The sequence below is a fragment of the Micromonospora sp. NPDC049101 genome, from assembly GCF_040648675.1.
Taxonomy (GTDB): Bacteria; Actinomycetota; Actinomycetes; order Mycobacteriales; family Micromonosporaceae; genus Micromonospora.
Genome location: NZ_JBEZED010000018.1, coordinates 92,289 through 108,870 on the forward strand (window position 1 = coordinate 92,289; position 16,582 = coordinate 108,870).

The following is a 16,582-nucleotide window of genomic DNA, read 5'->3' on the forward strand; positions in this document are numbered from 1 at the left end:
AGGGATGTTCGGGATTTGTAAGGATTTGTACTGGATGGTGTATCCGTGCGGTCGGCCCCGCCCGTGGCTGCCCACGACGCACGGGCGGGGCCAACCGGCTAACAGTGCTGCACACTGAGCTGGATCAGCTCCCAGCCGCCCTCGGGAACGTCGTCGTCGGGGTCCGTACGCAGGTTCATCGGATTGGCCATGCCCAGGTAGAGGGTCGACCCGTCGGCGACCATGTTGCGGATCCCGTAGTTCAGATAGTTGCCGAGCCCGCTGTTGTCCACCACGGTGGCCGGCTTGCTGGTCGAGTCGAACACGAAGAGGTCGCCGCCGTAGACCGGTGCCGGCGGGGGGTCGTCGGCCAACACGGAGGCGTCGCCGAGCTCGGCCGCGGCCGGACCGGTGACACCCAACAGCCGGGCGGTCTCCTGGCCCAGGTCCTTGGAGATGTAGCTCCAGTCCATGGTGCCCACGTAGAGTTTCCCGCCCGCCACCACCATCTTCCAGGTGTAGTTGTTGTACGGGTTGCCCATGCCCGACGGGCCGTACAGCGGGGTGTAGCCGGTCGAGGCGGCGGCCCACAGGCCCGCGCCGCCGTTGCCCGCCGGGTCGTAGGCGGGCAACTGGGGTGCGCCGTACAACAGGTCCACCTTCTGGTGGCTGCCGCCGAAGCTCTTACCTCGGAAGATGCTGATCGCCCGCTGCGTGCTGCGTACCGTCGTGCGCAGCGCGGTCTCGTCCGCCGGTGGGTAGGTCGCGATGTGCACGGTGGTCGCCTTCATCGGCACGTGCATCGTGCCCCAGTAGAGATAGCCGTTGAAGGAGGCGAGCCCACCCAGGGCGTAGGTGCGGGCCACCACCGGGTCGGGCTCGTACCCGTCGACCGACCAGACCTGGGTCCAGCTGTCGGCGTCGGCCGGTGTGAGACCGCGTTCCCCCTGCGACAGCTTCGGGCTCATCCACACCCCGGCGACCCCGGACAGCGGCTCGTCGGCCGTGCCGGGCACGGCCGCCGCCAGGGCGTCGTCACCGGAACCCGTCCAGGTCGTCACGAAGATCCGCCCGTCGTGCACGGTGAGATCCGCGGCCTGGGCCGGCAGGTTCGCGACCTCGACGAAACTGAACGGGTTGCTCCGGGAGCCGGTCCAGCGCAGCACGTGCCCCCGGTTGCCGCCGTTCGCGCCCACCCCGACACCCGCGTAGAGCGCGCCGTCGGCCACCACGAAGTGGCGGATGTTGCCGTACTCCAGCAGGTTGACCGACCCGAGGAAGGCGCCGGTGCCGGTGTCGAAGGCGAACAGGTTGATGCTTTCGCCCAGGGCGGGCCCACCCAGGAACGCCACCCCCTGATGGGTGCCGGCGGCCCGGATTCCGGCAGTCGTGCTCAGCCGGTTGGCGTCGGTGGTGGAGGCGTTCTTCACCGCGTCGGTCTTCTCCGTCAACCGTCGCGAACGTTTGTCGTACGTGTACAGCCGGGGCGGGCGATGGTCGCCAAGAGTGGCGGGCAGCGTCGGGTTGCGTTTCGCGATCTGGCTCTCGCCGTACTCGCACACCCAGTCGTCGTTCAGGTTCGGCGTCGTGTTGCGCAGGTTGCGCCCGCTGGTCAGGCAGTTGACGTTCGCTCCGGTGCCGAACCACAGGCTCTGCGCGGTCTGGGTCATGCCCCACAGGTAGGACTGGTTCACCTTCGACTGACCGGTGGCGCACGGAGGACCGGCTGGATAGGCCACACCGACACCGGCGAAGCACTCGTCCGGGGTGCCCTTCCCGATCAGCTTCCGCTCGTACCTCGGCTGATGTCCGGCCGCACCCGGCGCATCCGCCTCGATCGCCGCGGCGGCCGACGCCGGTGCCGCGAGCACGAACAGCAGTCCCAGTACGGCGGCCGCGGCGAGCGGTCGCCGGCCCGACATCCGGAATGGTTTCACAAATGGTTCCTCTCGTTCGACGAAGTCATGACGATTGGTGGGGCACTGTTGCGGGTCAGGCCGCGGCGACCTCGCGGGACCGAGCGGGACCGACCACCCGTCCGGCGACCCGCTGTGCCCAGTCCGCCCCGTCCTCGAACTCCAGGAACCGGGCCAACAGGCCGAGCTGCCCGACCGGGTCGGCGACCAGGTCCTCGTAGCTCATCCGGTGCAGATGTCGCGGAGGCAGGTCGGTGAGCGCCTGCTCGGCCTGGCTGGTCAGGAACGCGCTCAGACCGAGATAGCGGCGCAGGTCCTGACCCCGGTCCCGGAGCAGGTCGGCGGTGAGGCGGTCCGGCAGGTACCGTTCCAGATCCTCGGGCACCGACTGGCCGGGCTCGATCCGGAACGGATCCAACCCGCACCGGCCGAGGAACTCCACCCGCAGCTGGATCAGCTGGAACGACGAGTGCTGGCTCATCGAGCGGGCGGTCGCCTCCCGGTCGCGGGTCAGGTACACCACCTTCGCCTCGGGAAATGCCCGCAACAGGTACGGAGCGACATGGCTCGACCCGCCGGAACGCTCGACCCAGCGCCGCTTGCCGGTCACCATGGCCAGCAGGTCGAGGAACATCCGGTGGTGGTCGCCGACCGACTGCGTCGGGAAGTCCGGCACCCGCTCGGCGAGCTGGTCGAAGAGCCGGTCCGGGTCGGCGGTCAGCTTCGACAGGGTGATGGCGAGGATCCGCGGCAGCTCGGTCATCCGGTCCGCCCACCGACCGGTCAGCGGATAGCGCACCTCCTTCGGCGGCAGCCCGATCCGGAAGAGGGTGGCGAGCTCCGCCTTGGGGCTGCTCAGCACCGCCCAGTACGCGGCCCCGGTAAGGACCTCGGAACTGCGCGCCCAGGGTGCGACGGACATGAAGAACTCCTGCGCCGAGAGCGTCTCGGGCTGCTCGGCGATCAGGTCCGAGAGCAGCGTCGAGCCGCACCGGCCGTTGCTGATGATTATCGACCTGCCGGGGACCGGGGTGTCCATCCGAGGACCTCCTGCACGATGGGTTGTCACGGGGCGGTGGCCACCTCGGCCACCTCAACGGAGCACTCCTCGCGGAGCCAGGCCAGGACGAGCCGGCGGACCGCCTCCGGCCGGTCGACCAGGACCGTGTGTTTCTCGCCGGGTAGGACCACGGACCGTGTCTGCGGTAGCAGCCGGACCACGGCCGGTGCCAGTTCGACGACAGCGGAGTTCGCCCCGTAGAGGCAGAGCACCGGTACGCCGATCGCGCTGATCTGTGCGGAACTGGGCAGGGCACTGGCCGGCAGGTCCCTGGCCAGCGTGGTCGTCGCGAGCATCTCGCCGGTGGCCCGTGCCCGGCGGGCCACCCGTTCCCCCCGACCGGCGCTGATCTGTGCCAACGCCTCCGGCCGGGGCAGGAGGTCGGTGGCCCGGTCCAGCCGGCGCGCGACCCGAGCCATCCAGGCCCTGGTCGGTGGTGACGATTCGATCGCCGCGACGGAGGCGACCCGGTCCGGGTGGCGGATCGCGTAGCCGAACGCGATGGTGCCGCCGAACGAGTTGCCGAGCAGGTGCACCGGATCGGTGACGTCGAGTTCGGTCAGCATCGCCGACAGGTCGTCGACGAAGTCGTCGAGGGCGTAGCCGGTGGGCGGGCGCTGGCTGTGGCCGTGCCCCCGCAGGTCGTACATCAGGACCCGCAGCCCGGCATCGGCCAGGGGTTTGGCCAGCGTGAAATACCAGCTGGCGAGGCTGTCGGAGGCCATCCCGTGGATCATCACCAGGGTGGCCGGTCGATCACCCCGCCGGGCGCTGCCCCCGCCCGGCCCGTCGGCCGGTGGATCGAGGCGCTCGATGTGCACCTCGATCCCGTTGGCCCGGATCATCGTCACGAGTGGACCGCCTCGACGACGGTGGGGCTGGCGCCGGTCGGCACGTCCCGGCCGGACCCGTCCGCGTCGAGGGAGCGGGAGATGTGCTCGACCAACTGCCCGACCCGCAACTCACCAACGGTCTCCAGGTCCAGCTTGGCGACGAAATGCGCGAAGTTGACGGTGTTGCCGTACCGGGCCTGCAGCCGGCCGGCGAGGGAGACGACGTCGATGCTCTCCATGCCGAGGTCGTCGCGGAAGGTGGTGTCCATGGTGATGGGTTCATCGGCGGCGAAGTCCCCGAGGACCGCGTGGATGATCTCCGTGAGTTCGGCGAGGATGTCGGCGTGCGAGGCGGCCATGGGGCGTACTCCTTCGAATGGTCGGGAATGGGTGCCGGTCACGGTTGATCAGCCAGAGCGCCGGTCTGCGGGCCCCAGGTCCAGGCGACGACGTACCGTCGGGGCGTCAGGTCGTCAGGGTTGCCGACCTCGCGGTGCTCAACCACGTAGCTCCGCTCGTCGATCTGTACGGTCAGCACCGTGTCCGTGGCGTTCCGCACGGCGAAGCGGCGAGGGCGCCCGTCGAGTCCGGTCCCCTCCGCCTTGCCGACCGCCTCCTTGGCCGCCCAGAACCGGGTGAACCACCGCCGCCGGCCCTCTGCGTCGCCGCCGAGCGAGTCCAGCAGGGCCGTCTCCGCATCGGACAGGGCGAAGTGCACGGTGCTCTCGGGGTGGTCGGCGATCTCGGCGACGTCGATGCCGACGCCCGGCGCGTCGGGTGGCGACGCCGGGTCGCGGGGTTTCGCGATGGCAACCCCGATCTCGGCGCAGTGCGCCAGCGAGACGTCGCAGTCGCGCAGGTCACGGCCCGGACGTCCGTGGACCCGGGGCCGCCCGCTCGGATCGTTGCCCACCGTCAGCTCGATCGGGTAGATGTCGCTGTGGCCGTCCTCCCACAACCGGAACCGGACGGCGTCCTTCGCCGCGATCCGGCCCAGCAGCCACTGCTTGCGAGATCGGGCCGGCTGCCGCTCGTAGTCCGCGTACGCGGCCGAGCCCAGGATGCCGCGGGCGGCCATGCCCTGGGTGACCAGGTCGGTCCAGCAGTCGAAGGCCATCGTCCAGCCCTCGGGTTGGATCAGCGACATCGGATGCCGCTCGGGGAACCGTTCCGCCGGCCGCGCCTGCGGATGGCTGTCGAAGCGCCGGTCGACCGCGCCGTCGATCTGTGCCCACACCCGGCCGTCGACCACCAGTTGGGTGTCCGCGACGAGTTGTGCGTCGTCGATCGAGCGCACCCGGGCGACACACTCGAACGCCGTACCGGGCTCCGGCGGGGGACCGAAGTACCGGACGTGGCCCAGGCCCACGGGCAACGCCACGGTACGGAACGGCTGGGTGGTGATGAGCCAGTTGCCGATCAGCTGCAGCGCGTTGTCCAGCAGCGCGCCCGGCGGCACGGGTGCGGTGACCACTCCCCGCACGTGCATGTCGCCGAGGGCGTGTACGGCGGTGACACCCTGGAACTGCGGGCCGTGGAACATCAGCCGCTCGGCGTACATCTCCTCGGCGCTGATCCGGGGCGGCCGTTCGGTCGCGGGATCGTGCCGCCACACCTCGGGCGCGTCCGCCGGATAGTCCGCGGCGAGTTCCACGGTCGACCGGGCGTACGGGCCGAAGGTGACCGAGACCAGGCCGTCACCGGACGGCTTCACCGTGATCTCGACGTCCTGCGCCGGCTCGGCGATCAGCCAACGGTTGAACCTGGCGTCGCGTACGGCCACCGCCCGCATGCCCGGCACGGCCTGCTCCGCCGCGTCGACCATGTGCTGGACCAGGGTGGTCGCCGGCACCACCGGCCACCGGTCCTCCACGTTCGGCCAGTCCGGTGGTTGGACGAAGAAGCAGTGATCCCGCAGGTACGGCATGGTCTCGACGGAGACTCGCAACGTGATCCGCCGGGCCGTGCCCGCGTTGCCGTTGCCGTTGCCGTTGCCGTTGCCGTTGCCTGCGCCGACGACGACGGCGGCGTCGGTGGGTGTCACGGGCGGGACGCTCGGAGGTGGCGTGACACCTCCCAGCGGCGCCACCGGTGCCGCCGGCCGGTGTGGTCGGAGCGCGGGTGCGGCGGCGTCCAGCACGCTGACCGCGTCCCGGGCCGTGTCCTGCAACAGTGCGGCGAGTTCCGCCGCCGCGCTGGACCGTCCGGCCAGGCGGTGCAGTGCGGCCAGCGCCGTCGCCGGGTTACCGCCGGTGCCCGCCGGCTCCGGCTCGCGCGTCCCGGCCGGCGCCGACGCGTCGACCGGGGCGCCCGCACCGTGAGCCGGCGGACCGGCGGAAAGGTGGCCCGGCCGGGTGTCGTTCACGGACACGCCGAGCAGACCGGCGGCTCCCGCCCCGAGCCTGACCAGTGGTCCACCCAGGTCCAGCGGAATCGACGGGCCACGACGTACCGGTTTCCCAGTCGTCTTCGCCGGTGCTGGCGGATCGAGCGCGCTCAGGTTCGGGCTGCCGCCCTCCACCCAGAGCGCGGTGGCGACCCGGCGGAGCTGGTCCAGCCCGCTGCGGTGCTTCACGTTGACCGGCATCGCGAGGTGGTCACGCCCGCGCAGGTTGTCGCTGATCAGCGAGGCGAGTTGTCCGGCGCCGAGTTGGAGGAAGACCCGCACGCCGGCGTCGTACATCGCGCCCACCGTCTGACGGAACCAGACCGGCTCCATCATGTGCCGGACAAACAGCGCGTTGACCTGTGCCTCGTCGGCGGGGAACGGTGCCGCCAGGGTCGCCGACCAGACCGGTATCCGGGTCGGGTGCACCTCCCAGCGGCGCAGCGCCGCGCCGATCGACTGGAGGCCGTCGGCGAACACGGGGGTGTGGAAGGCCGACCGGAACGGCAGCTTCTGGCACAGCACGTTCTCCGTACGCAGCGCCTCGACGAGGCGGTCCACCTGGGATTCGGGGCCGTTCACCACGGACTGCGCCGGGGCGTTGTCGTGGGAGAGCACCACCCCCGGGAAATCGCCGAGCATCGGGGCGACGCGCTCCGCGCCGGCTCCCACCGCGGCGAAGACATACCCGGACACCTCGACCGAGTCGGCGTTGAACAGCTCCAGAAATTCGTCCATCTCGGCCGTGCTGATCTGTCCGCTTGTCGCGGCGGCGGTCCACTCGCCGATGCTGTGTCCCGCGACCGTGTCCGGCAGCACGCCGATGCGGCGCAGTGCCTCGTCGAGCAGCTTGCCCACCTCGATCAGCCCGGCGCCGTGCCGGCCCAGGTCCGCCGCGGACCACTGCTGGTCCGGTAGCCCGAAGTGCCCGGCGATATCCGCGGTACGCGGTGCGAACTCGGCCTCCAGGCCGGGGAAGACGAAGGCGAGACGTCCGGTGCCGGCGGCCAGCAGCGGCGACGGACTGAACCAGATGTCCCGCCCACCCCGCCATGCCTGACCTCGGGCCACCGTCTTGCGGGCGACGGCCAGCAGCTTGTCCGTGGGGTTGACGATGCCGATCCGGCTCGTTTCGGCCCCGTTGGCGGGCCTGTTGCTCCGGGCCCGTGCGGTGCCGAGGGCCCGTACCTCGTGGTCGTCGCGGGCCAGCAGTCCGGCCAACCGGACCGGATCCGGCGCGGCGAGCCAGAGCACCTGGTCCGGTTCGGTGACCTCGACAGTCGTCGAGCCGGCCGTGGCCGAGGCCGCGCCTCCTGCGACACCCGCTGTCACCGGGACGCCGCCGGCCGGCCGGTTCCGGCTGCCGGCCGGTTCGGGCGGCTGCTCGATGATGACGTGTGCGTTGATGCCGCCGAAGCCGAAGGCGTTCACCGCGGCGCGACGCGGCCCGTCGCTCTCCCAGGGTTGGGCGGTCGCGATCGGGGCGAACCGGGTCGCCGCCATCTCCGAGCGTGGATCGTCGCAGTGCAGCGTGGGCGGCAGCACCCCCCGGTGTACGGCGAGCGTGGCCTTGATCAGGCCGGCGATCCCGGCGGCCGGCATGGTGTGCCCGATCATCGACTTGACCGATCCGATCACCGGGCGCGGGCCGTCACCCGAGTGCGGTCCGAAGACCTCGGCTACCGAGACCAGTTCGGCCGCGTCGCCGGTGGGCGTGCCGGTGCCGTGCGCCTCCAGCAACCCCACCGCGTCCGGCGCGGTCGGGTCCAGCCCGGCCGCCTCCCAGGCCCGCCGGATGGCCAGCACCTGTCCGGAGGAGGCCGGGTTGAACATGCTCGCCGAGCGGCCGTCGCTGGACATTCCGCTGCCCCGGATCACGGCGTACACCCGGTCGCCGTCCCGGACCGCGTCGGACCACCGCTTGAGGACGACCACACCGGTGCCCTCGCCGATCAGCAGGCCGTCGGACTCCCGGTGGAACGGCCGGCTCTCACCGCGCCGGGACAGCGCCCGCAACTGGTTGAACACCGACCAGAAGCTGATGTCGTGCACGTGGTGCACACCACCGGCCAGGACCGCGTCCAACCGCCCGCTGGTCAGCTCGGTGATCGCCTGGTCGACCGCGATCAGCGACGAGGCGCAGGCGGCATCCAGGGTGTACGCCGGACCGCGCAGGTTGAGCCGGTTGGCCACCCGGGACGCGGCCAGGTTCGGCACCAGGCCGATCGTCCCCTCCGGCTGGTACGGGCCGAGCCGCTCGTCGAACTTCTCGCGTACCAGGTCGAGCCGGCTCTGGTCCAGCTCCGGGATCAGCTCCCGCAGCACCTGGATGACCTGGCTCGACATCCGCACCCGTTGGGCGTAGCGGGCCTGGGCCGGACTGAGGATGCCGCCTCGCCCGAGGATCACACCCACCCGGTCGCCGCCGGGCAGCCGGTCCGCACCGCCGGCATCGTCGATCGCGGCGGCGGCCACGTTCAGGGCGATGAGCTGGTCCGGTTCGATCTCCGCCACCGAAGCGGGCATGATGCCGAACCGCAGCGGCTCGAAGTTCGCGAACTCGTCGACGAACCCGCCCCGCCGGCAGTACATCCGGTCCGGTCGGTGGGCCTGCTCCGGGTCGTAGAACTCGTCGTCCCACCGGTGCGGCGGCACGTCGGTGATCGCGTCCACGCCGTCGACCAGGTTGCGCCAGTAGCTTTCCAGGTCACCGGCGCCGGGCATCACCGCCGCCATCCCGACGATCGCGACCGGGTCGCGCCGATCGGTGCTCGTATTCATCCTCGACCTCTCGCTGCACAGTCGACGGGCCTGCCGGGGAGGCGGCTCAGGCGCCGCCGCACCTCGTGCACGATCACCAGCCCGAGGCGGTGTAGACCACGGAGTTGATCTTCGGATCGCCCCAGGCCAGCTCGCTCAACAAGCTGAACGCACCCGCCTCGGGGTCGATCAGTTCGATGCCGCGGCGGGCGTACTCCCTGCTCAGCTCGTCAGTGACCATCCCGCCATGCCCGGCACCCGGCGCCCAGGGGCCCCAGTGCACGGTCAGGCAGCGGTTGCCGGTGGCGTCCGCCCACCGGGTGCCGATCGCGTCGATCGCGTCGTTCGCCGCGGCGTAGTCGCCCTGACCCCGATTGCCGTACGCCGCGGCGATGCTGCCGAACAGCACCACGAAGCGGGGTGCGGAGCCCAGCTCGTCGATCCCGGCCAGCACCGAGCGGGCACCGTCCACCTTGGTGCCGAACACCCGGGCGAACGACTGCGGGTCCTTCTCGGCGATCAGCTTGTCCTCGATCATGCCGGCCGCGTACACGACGCCGTCGACCCGGCCGTGCGTACGCTCGACATCCAGTAGCAGGCCCCGGGTCGCCGACGCGTCCCGCACGTCGAGGGCGTGGTAGCGCACCTCGCTGCCCAGTTCCCGTAGCTCGCTGAGGGTGGCCTCGACCTCACGGGCGGCCAGGACCGCCTGCGCGGCGCGTTCGATCTCCGCCGGTGACCGCATCCCCCGGCGGGCGAGCGCGGCACGCAACGACGCCTTGTCCCGGGCCGACACCAGGTCTGGATCCTCCGGCTCGGTCGGCAGCGGCGTACGGCCGACCAACTCGATCCGGCAGCGGCTCGCCATGGCGACCGTACGGGCGAACCACGGCGTGATCCCGCGTGCCCCGCCGACCAGGACGACCACCGAATCCCGGTCGAGGCCGATCGCCGCGGCCTCGGAGGCACCGTCACCGGCCGGCCCAGCACCGCTCGTTGCCACCGCTCCCAGCGGCACCGGTGCGAGGTCGATCGCCGTCCGCTCGGTCTCGTCCCGTGCGACAACCGGTGCGTCCCCGCCGACCAGCAGCTCGTCGAGCAGGTGTCGGGCGATCCGCTGCGGGTCGGCGGCCGCGTCGACCTCGACGTACCTGGCCGTGACCTGCGGGTATTCCCTGGCGATGGTGCGGAACAGGCCGGCGAGTCCGTCGGTACGGTCGGCCCCGCCAACCGGCCCGGCCGCCAGCAGCCAGCGTGGACCGGTCGCGAGCGCCCGCTTGAGGAACGGGAAGATCTCCGGCAGCAGGGGGGCGCCGGCGCCGGTCAACCCGTCGAGCAGGATCAGCCCGTCGAAGGAGGCGAGCTGATCGGCCTCCTTCCCGTCCACCACACCGGTCTGCCCACCCGCTCCGTGCTCCTGCAGGAGTTCGGCGAGGTACGCGAGCGCCGGGCCGGCGCCGGTGATGAGGAAACTGGTCCCGGCGAGCGGCGAACCGGCGTCCGCCCCGGGCGGACCCGCGATCACCCCTGGCTGGGGCAGGAGCCGCTTCGGCGTGATCCCCAGGCGGCCGGCGGCGGCGACCTCCGGAGCGACCGCCACGGTGTCGGCGACGAAGGCGATCGGCGCGGGTGCGCTGGAGATCGGCGCGGGCGCGCTGGCCGGACTCATCGTGGCCAGCGCCGAGGGCGCTCCGCCGGACGGCGCCGTCATCGGCGCGGGTGCGGCGGTGGTGAGCGCGCGCGCTACGGGCGGCGTCAGCGTGCCGATACCCGCTGACGGTGCCCCGACGGCCTGCCCCTGCATCTTCTGGTTGAGCCAGTCGACCATGGTGCGTACGGTGCGGGCCTTGACGAGGTCTTCGAGTTCGGCTTCGTCGCCTTCGACGGCGAGGCGTAGTCGGGCGGCGACCTCGCCGGCGACTTCGGCGCGTTTGATGGAGTCGATGCTGAGGTCGGCTTCCAGGTCGAGGTCGAGTTCGATGAGGTCGACCGGGTAGCCGGTGCGTTCGCTGATCACTTCGAGGATCGCGGTCTGGAAGTCGGGGCGGGTCAGCACGACCGTGCTGGTCGCGACCAGAGCGTTGGAGTGCGCCGACCCGCTCGCCGGGCCGAGTACCGCGGTCGCGTGGATCACGGTGGTGCTCGTCGTCGACCGCATCTTCTGGTTGAGCCAGTCGACCATGGTGCGTACGGTGCGGGCCTTGACGAGGTCTTCGAGTTCGGCTTCGTCGCCTTCGACGGCGAGGCGTAGTCGGGCGGCGACCTCGCCGGCGACTTCGGCGCGTTTGATGGAGTCGATGCTGAGGTCGGCTTCGAGGTCGAGGTCGAGTTCGATGAGGTCGACCGGGTAGCCGGTGCGTTCGCTGATCACTTCGAGGATCGCGGTCTGGAAGTCGGGACCGGACGCGGCGACAGGTACGGCGGTCACGTCGACCGCGACCGCCGGTGCGGCCGGGGGAGCGGCCGCCACCACCGTCGTCGTGACCTGGGCGACCTCGCTCTCCTGACCCGGTAGCACCACGGGCGGGTACGCCTGGGTGGGCTGCCACACCAGCCGCCCACCCACACCGTCGCCGAAGTAGGCGAGCATCACGTCCCGCTGCGAGGCGATCATGTCCCGGCTGGTGCGCAGGAACTCGCTCAGCAACTCGTCGCGGCCGTCCCGGTTACCGAAGGTGGTCCCGTTCGATGCGGTCATCGACAACTCCTTGATCCGTCGTGGGGGTGTCATCCCGCCGGGCAAGCTGTTTCCGAACTGGTCGCGTACGAGCTGGCCGTCGATCGTCCAGAACGGACGCCGAACCGGCTCGGCCGTCGCGAGGGCCGCCGTGTCGCGGCCCTGGAACAACCAGCCAGTCCGAACCGGTACGCCGGCACAGGCCAGTTGGGCGACGGTGACGAGGAAGCCGCGCAGTCCCTCCTCGGGACGTGGTTCGGCGGCGACCGCCAGGTGTGGCCGGTCGCCGAGGACGGCCCGGACCAGTTTGGTGAGGACCTGACCGGGGCCGGCCTCCACGAAGGTCCGGGCGCCGGTGGCGTACATCGACTCGATCTGCTCGACGAAACGCACGGGTGCACCGATCTGCGCGGCGAGCTGTGCACGTACGCGGTCGGCGTCACCGTCGTACGGGGCGGCTGTCTGGTTCGACCAGACCGGGATCGCCGGCTCGCGTACCGTCCTGGCGGCGAGCGACTCGGCGAAACGTGTGGTGCCGGCGGCCACCACCGGGCTGTGGAACGCGCACGCGACGGAGAGTCCCCGGGCCGACAGCCCGGCCGCGCGCAGCGCCGACACCGCCGACCCGACGGCGGGTGTCGGCCCGGAGATCACCACCTGCGTTGGCGCGTTCCGGTTGGCCAGGACAACCTCGCCGGCCAGTCCCGCCTCGGTGAGGACCCGGTCGACCTGCTCGTCGCTGGCGGTGACCGCTGCCATGGTGCCCGGATCGTCGCCGGTGGCGGCGAGGATCGCCTCGGCCCGTTCCCGGCTCAGCGCGAGCAGGGTCTCCGGGTCGAACGCGTCGGCCACGCAGAGCGCGACCAGTTCCCCGTAGCTGTGTCCGCCGGTCAGGTCGGGTCGGACGCCCAGCCGACGCAACAGGTGGTCGACCGCGAGGCCGCCGATGCCCAGTACGGGTTGGGCGACCCGGGTGTCGCGTACCCGGTCCTCCTGCTCGCGCGCCGTCTCGGGGTCGAACGCCGACGGCGGGAAGAGCAGGTCCGCCCACTCGGCACCGAGGCGCAGGTAGTGCCGTATCTCGGGGAACGCCACGAACAGTTCGGCCAGGGCACCCGGCCGCTGGCTTCCCTGACCGGGAAAGAGGAAGGCCACCTTGCCCGGCCCCGGCTCGTCCGGCGGTTGGACCAGTCCGCGCGCCGGGTCGTGTTCGCCGGCCAGGGCCCGGTCCAACAGCTTGGCGAGTTCGTCCCGGTCGCGGGCGACGATGGCGATCCGGACCGCGCCCGCCCGGTGGTCCGCCTCGTCGGCCAGGGACGCGGCCAGGTCCCGCAGCGACCACGGCCTGCCCAACTCGTCGCGGTTCGACAGCATCTCCACCAGTCGCCGTACCCGCAGTTGGGCGGCGGGCCGGTCGGCGCCACGGAAGCAGAACAGTTCCGCCGGCCAGGACTGCCGCGTGTGCCGCGGCTCCAGGCCGTTCGGGTGCGCACTGAGCACCGCGTGGAAGTTCGTTCCGCCGAAGCCGAACGCGCTCACCCCGGCCAGCCGCTCGGCTGCCGGCGCCACCCACGGGCGGGCGTTGGTGTAGAACGCGAAGGGACTGCGTTCCGGGCTCCACGCCGGGTTCGGCCGGGTCAGGTGAATGGTGGGTGGCTTGACTCCGGTGTACAGCGCGAGGCTCGCCTTGATCACGCCGGCCAGGCCGGCCGCGCACTTGGTGTGCCCGATCTGCGACTTCACCGAGCCCAGCGCGCAACTACCGGGCTCCGCGCCGGCCTCGTCGAAGAACCGGGTCAGGGTCTCCAGTTCGGTACGGTCGCCGACCACGGTGCCGGTACCGTGCGCCTCGACCAGACCGATCTCCCGGGGCGAGACGCCGGTACGGTGGTAGGCCCGGTCGAGGGCGCGCCGCTGTCCACTCGCCCTCGGCGCGGTGAGCCCGAGCGCCCGTCCGTCGCTGGAACTCCCCACGCCCTTGATCACGGCGTAGATCCGGTCGCCGTCGCGTTCGGCGTCGGCCAGCCGCTTCAGTACGACGCACGCCACCCCCTCGCCGAGGGCGATCCCGTCGCCGGTGCTGTCGAACGTACGGCACCGCCCGGTGGGGGAGAGGGCGTGCGCGGAGGTGAACATGAGGTAGTCGTTGATGCCGTTGTGCAGGTCGGCGCCACCGCAGATCATCAGGTCGCTGCTGCCGGCGCTGAGTTCCTTGCACGCGGCGTCCATCGCGGCCAGCGACGAGGCACAGGCGGCGTCGATTGTGTAATTGGGGCCACCGAGGTCGAGGCGGTTGGCGACCCGACCCGCGATGACGTTCGCCAGCACACCGGGGAAGCTGTCCTCGGTGACCGTGGGAAGTTGGTCCTCCAGCTCGGCCGGCACGTCACCCAGGTAGGCCGGAAGCATGGTCCGCAGCGTCTGGGCGTGACCCATGTCGCTGCCGGCCTCGGCACCGAACACCACCCCGGTCTGGCTGTGGTCCGCGCCGGCCGCGTCGTACGGGTATCCGGCGTCGACGAGCGCCCGGTGTGCCACCTCGAGCGCGAGCAACTGGGTCGGGTCGATGCTGCTCAGCGCCGCCGGGGGAATGCCGTAGCGGATCGCGTCGAACGGGACCGGCTCGATGAACCCGCCCCATCGGGAGACGCTGATCCGACCCGCCTGCCCAGGGCCCACCTCGGGCGCGTAGTACGTGTCGACGTCCCACCGGTCGGCCGGCACCTCGGTGACCGCATCGGCGCCACCGAGCACGGTCTGCCAGAAACTGTGCAGGTCGGGGGAGCCGGGCAAGACGCAGGACATGCCGACGATGGCGATGTCCAGTGGCGCGGGCGGCTCGTCGACCGGCACTGCCGGTGGGGTGAGTTCGGCGCGCAGCGCGGCGGTCCGTACCGCGTGGAACTCCCGTGCCTCGGTGGTGACCTGCTCGTGCAGCTCTGCGACCGTGGTCGGTGCGTGGCGCAGCACCGCGACCTGGCCGGCCATGAACATCCCCTCGACGGCCTGGACCGCCTCGTCGACCTCCACCAGGCCGTCGTCCTCCCGGCGTACGCCCTTGCTGGCGATCCGCAGCCGGCCGACGTTCAGCAGCTCCAGTTGTTCCCAGACCTGGCGGTTCTCCACCCCGGCCGATTCCAGTTCCTCCCGCACGCCGTGGAAGTCGTCGACGAACGGACTCGGCAGGCACCGGGTCGCGTGTCCCGGGGCGGTCTCCAGCAGCGACGTGCCGGTGGCGGAGATGGCCGCACGGTGGAACAGGGGTTGAATCGCGCCCTCCTCGACCGCCTCGCGGGTGAAGAGGTAGGCGGTCCCCATCAGCAACCCGATCTGCGCCCCGCGCCCGGTCAGGGGAGCCGCCATCGCGGCGACCATCGCCGCCGACCGCGCGTCGTGGATCCCGCCCGCGAACAGCAGTTGCAGCCGCCCGGCATCGTCCGGCGTGTCCGCCAGGAACTCCTCCAGCACCAGCAGCTGCGCCTCCCACAGGGGAAAGCTCGCCCGCGGGCCGACGTGGCCGCCGCACTCCGCCCCCTCGAAGACGAACTTGCGTGCGCCCGCCCGCAGGAACTGCCGCAGCAACCCCGGCGACGGCACGTGCAGGAAGGTGTTGATCCCGTCCCGCTCCAACTCGGTGGCCTGCGACGGCCGGCCGCCCGCGATGATGGCGCACGCGGGTCTGATCTCCCGGATCGCCGCAAGTTGTGCCGCGCGCAACTCGTCGGGCGCGAAGCCGAGCACCCCGACGCCCCAGGGCCGGTCGCCCAGCCGGTCGGCGGTCTCCCGGAGCACCCGGCGGGACTGTTCCGCGCCAGACAGGGCGAGCGCGATGAAGGGCAGCGCACCGTCGGCGGCGACCGCGGCCGCGAACGGGGCCTCGTCGCTGACCCGGGTCATCGGGCCCTGCACCACGGGTATCCGTACGTTGAGGGCGTCGGCGAGGGCGGCACCAGGCACCAGGGCGTCCCCGGCGGCCGGTTCGACTATCGCTTCGAGCAGGGTGGCGCGGATTCCGCGTACGGCTGCGGCGGTGTCGGGCCAGCGCCGGGCGAAGACGGCGGCGAGCCAGCCGTCCTGGCCGATCGGCAGCAGCTGTGAGGCGCTGTCGTGCGGACCGCCTCGGCGGACCCCGCGTACGCCGTCGACCAGGACCGTCTCGGAGCCGTCCATCCGGCGGATCGCGCCCCGTACGTCCGCCGGTAGCTCGGACTCCGGCATGAGGGCGAGCTGGCTGTCCAGGACGACGCCGGCCGCGCCGCCGATGACACAGGCGACGGCGGTGCGAGGGCCGATGCCGCCGGCGACCCAGATCGGCAGGTCGATGCCGTCGGCTGCGGCCAGTTGCTGGAGTAGGACGAACGAGCTGAGCTCGCTGACCCTGCCGCCACCCTCCATGCCCCGCGCGATGAGCCCGTGTGCCCCGGCGGCGACGGCCAGCCGAGCGTCGTCGAGGCTGGTCACCTCGACCAGCACCCGGTACCTGTCGACCACGTCGGCCAGTTGCCACGGTGTGTCCAGCGGTACGACAACGAGATCGACCAGGCCGTGGCCGGCCCGGTCCACGTCAGCCTGCGTGGCGGTGCAGCCGGCCGGCACGCGTACGCCGATCGGCTCGCTCGACCCGGCGGTGGCCTGGGCCAGGGCGGTGAGTGTCCAGCTGTCGCCGGAGGCGAGGTCCAGGACGCCGTGACCGCCGCCGTGGCGGGCGGCCGTGACGATGCCGGGACTGGGTTCGAGGAGGCTACCGGCGCTGATCGCGATCACCAGATCGCGCGTGTTCGGTGCAGGGCTCATCGGACTCCCAATTCATGTGGCGACGGTTCTCGGACGCGACCGAATGAATCAAATGATCAACCGCGGAGGTGGCCCGCGATAATTGGCGTTAGTCAATCTCGGGCTCCAATTAAGTTAAGCCAGCTTAGTTACGGCTCAGTTAACTCTGTCTAACTAGGGCGCTGGCCTGCTGATTCT

Annotated in this window: 6 protein-coding genes; all 6 read right to left on the reverse strand. The window is 71.5% G+C overall.

Annotated features, from left to right (window positions below; all coding sequences use genetic code 11):
• Positions 1 to 98: 98 nt before the first annotated feature.
• Positions 99 to 1,916: a hypothetical protein gene (locus AB0B57_RS23920; protein ID WP_357073793.1), complete on the reverse strand. Its 1,818-nt coding sequence runs from the start codon at positions 1,914 to 1,916 to the stop codon at positions 99 to 101.
• A gap of 55 nt (positions 1,917 to 1,971) precedes the next feature.
• Positions 1,972 to 2,934 carry a sulfotransferase domain-containing protein gene (locus AB0B57_RS23925; RefSeq protein ID WP_357073796.1) on the reverse strand — a complete coding sequence of 321 codons (963 nt, stop codon included), beginning with the start codon at positions 2,932 to 2,934 and terminating at the stop codon, positions 1,972 to 1,974.
• Between the two features lie 26 nt (positions 2,935 to 2,960).
• Positions 2,961 to 3,800, reverse strand: a complete 840-nt coding sequence (locus AB0B57_RS23930; RefSeq protein WP_357073964.1) for an alpha/beta hydrolase — start codon at positions 3,798 to 3,800, stop codon at positions 2,961 to 2,963.
• Positions 3,801 to 3,802: 2 nt separating this feature from the next.
• The gene (locus tag AB0B57_RS23935; protein WP_357073799.1) at positions 3,803 to 4,147 is read right to left on the reverse strand and encodes an acyl carrier protein; all 345 of its coding nucleotides are present in this window, start codon (positions 4,145 to 4,147) and stop codon (positions 3,803 to 3,805) included.
• A gap of 38 nt (positions 4,148 to 4,185) precedes the next feature.
• Positions 4,186 to 8,955 carry a beta-ketoacyl synthase N-terminal-like domain-containing protein gene (locus tag AB0B57_RS23940; RefSeq protein ID WP_357073802.1) on the reverse strand — a complete coding sequence of 1,590 codons (4,770 nt, stop codon included), beginning with the start codon at positions 8,953 to 8,955 and terminating at the stop codon, positions 4,186 to 4,188.
• 73 nt (positions 8,956 to 9,028) lie between these two features.
• Positions 9,029 to 16,405 carry an SDR family NAD(P)-dependent oxidoreductase gene (locus tag AB0B57_RS23945; protein WP_357073805.1) on the reverse strand — a complete coding sequence of 2,459 codons (7,377 nt, stop codon included), beginning with the start codon at positions 16,403 to 16,405 and terminating at the stop codon, positions 9,029 to 9,031.
• Positions 16,406 to 16,582 lie beyond the last annotated feature (177 nt).

Bases quoted from the DNA above. Each gene is read 5' to 3' on its own strand.
- AB0B57_RS23945 (WP_357073805.1), bottom strand. From the start codon at position 16,405: ATGAGCCCTGCACCGAACACGCGCGATCTGGTGATCGCGATCAGCGCC.
- AB0B57_RS23935 (WP_357073799.1), bottom strand. From the start codon at position 4,147: ATGGCCGCCTCGCACGCCGACATCCTCGCCGAACTCACGGAGATCATC.
- AB0B57_RS23925 (WP_357073796.1), bottom strand. From the start codon at position 2,934: ATGGACACCCCGGTCCCCGGCAGGTCGATAATCATCAGCAACGGCCGG.
- AB0B57_RS23940 (WP_357073802.1), bottom strand. From the start codon at position 8,955: ATGAATACGAGCACCGATCGGCGCGACCCGGTCGCGATCGTCGGGATG.
- AB0B57_RS23930 (WP_357073964.1), bottom strand. From the start codon at position 3,800: ATGATCCGGGCCAACGGGATCGAGGTGCACATCGAGCGCCTCGATCCA.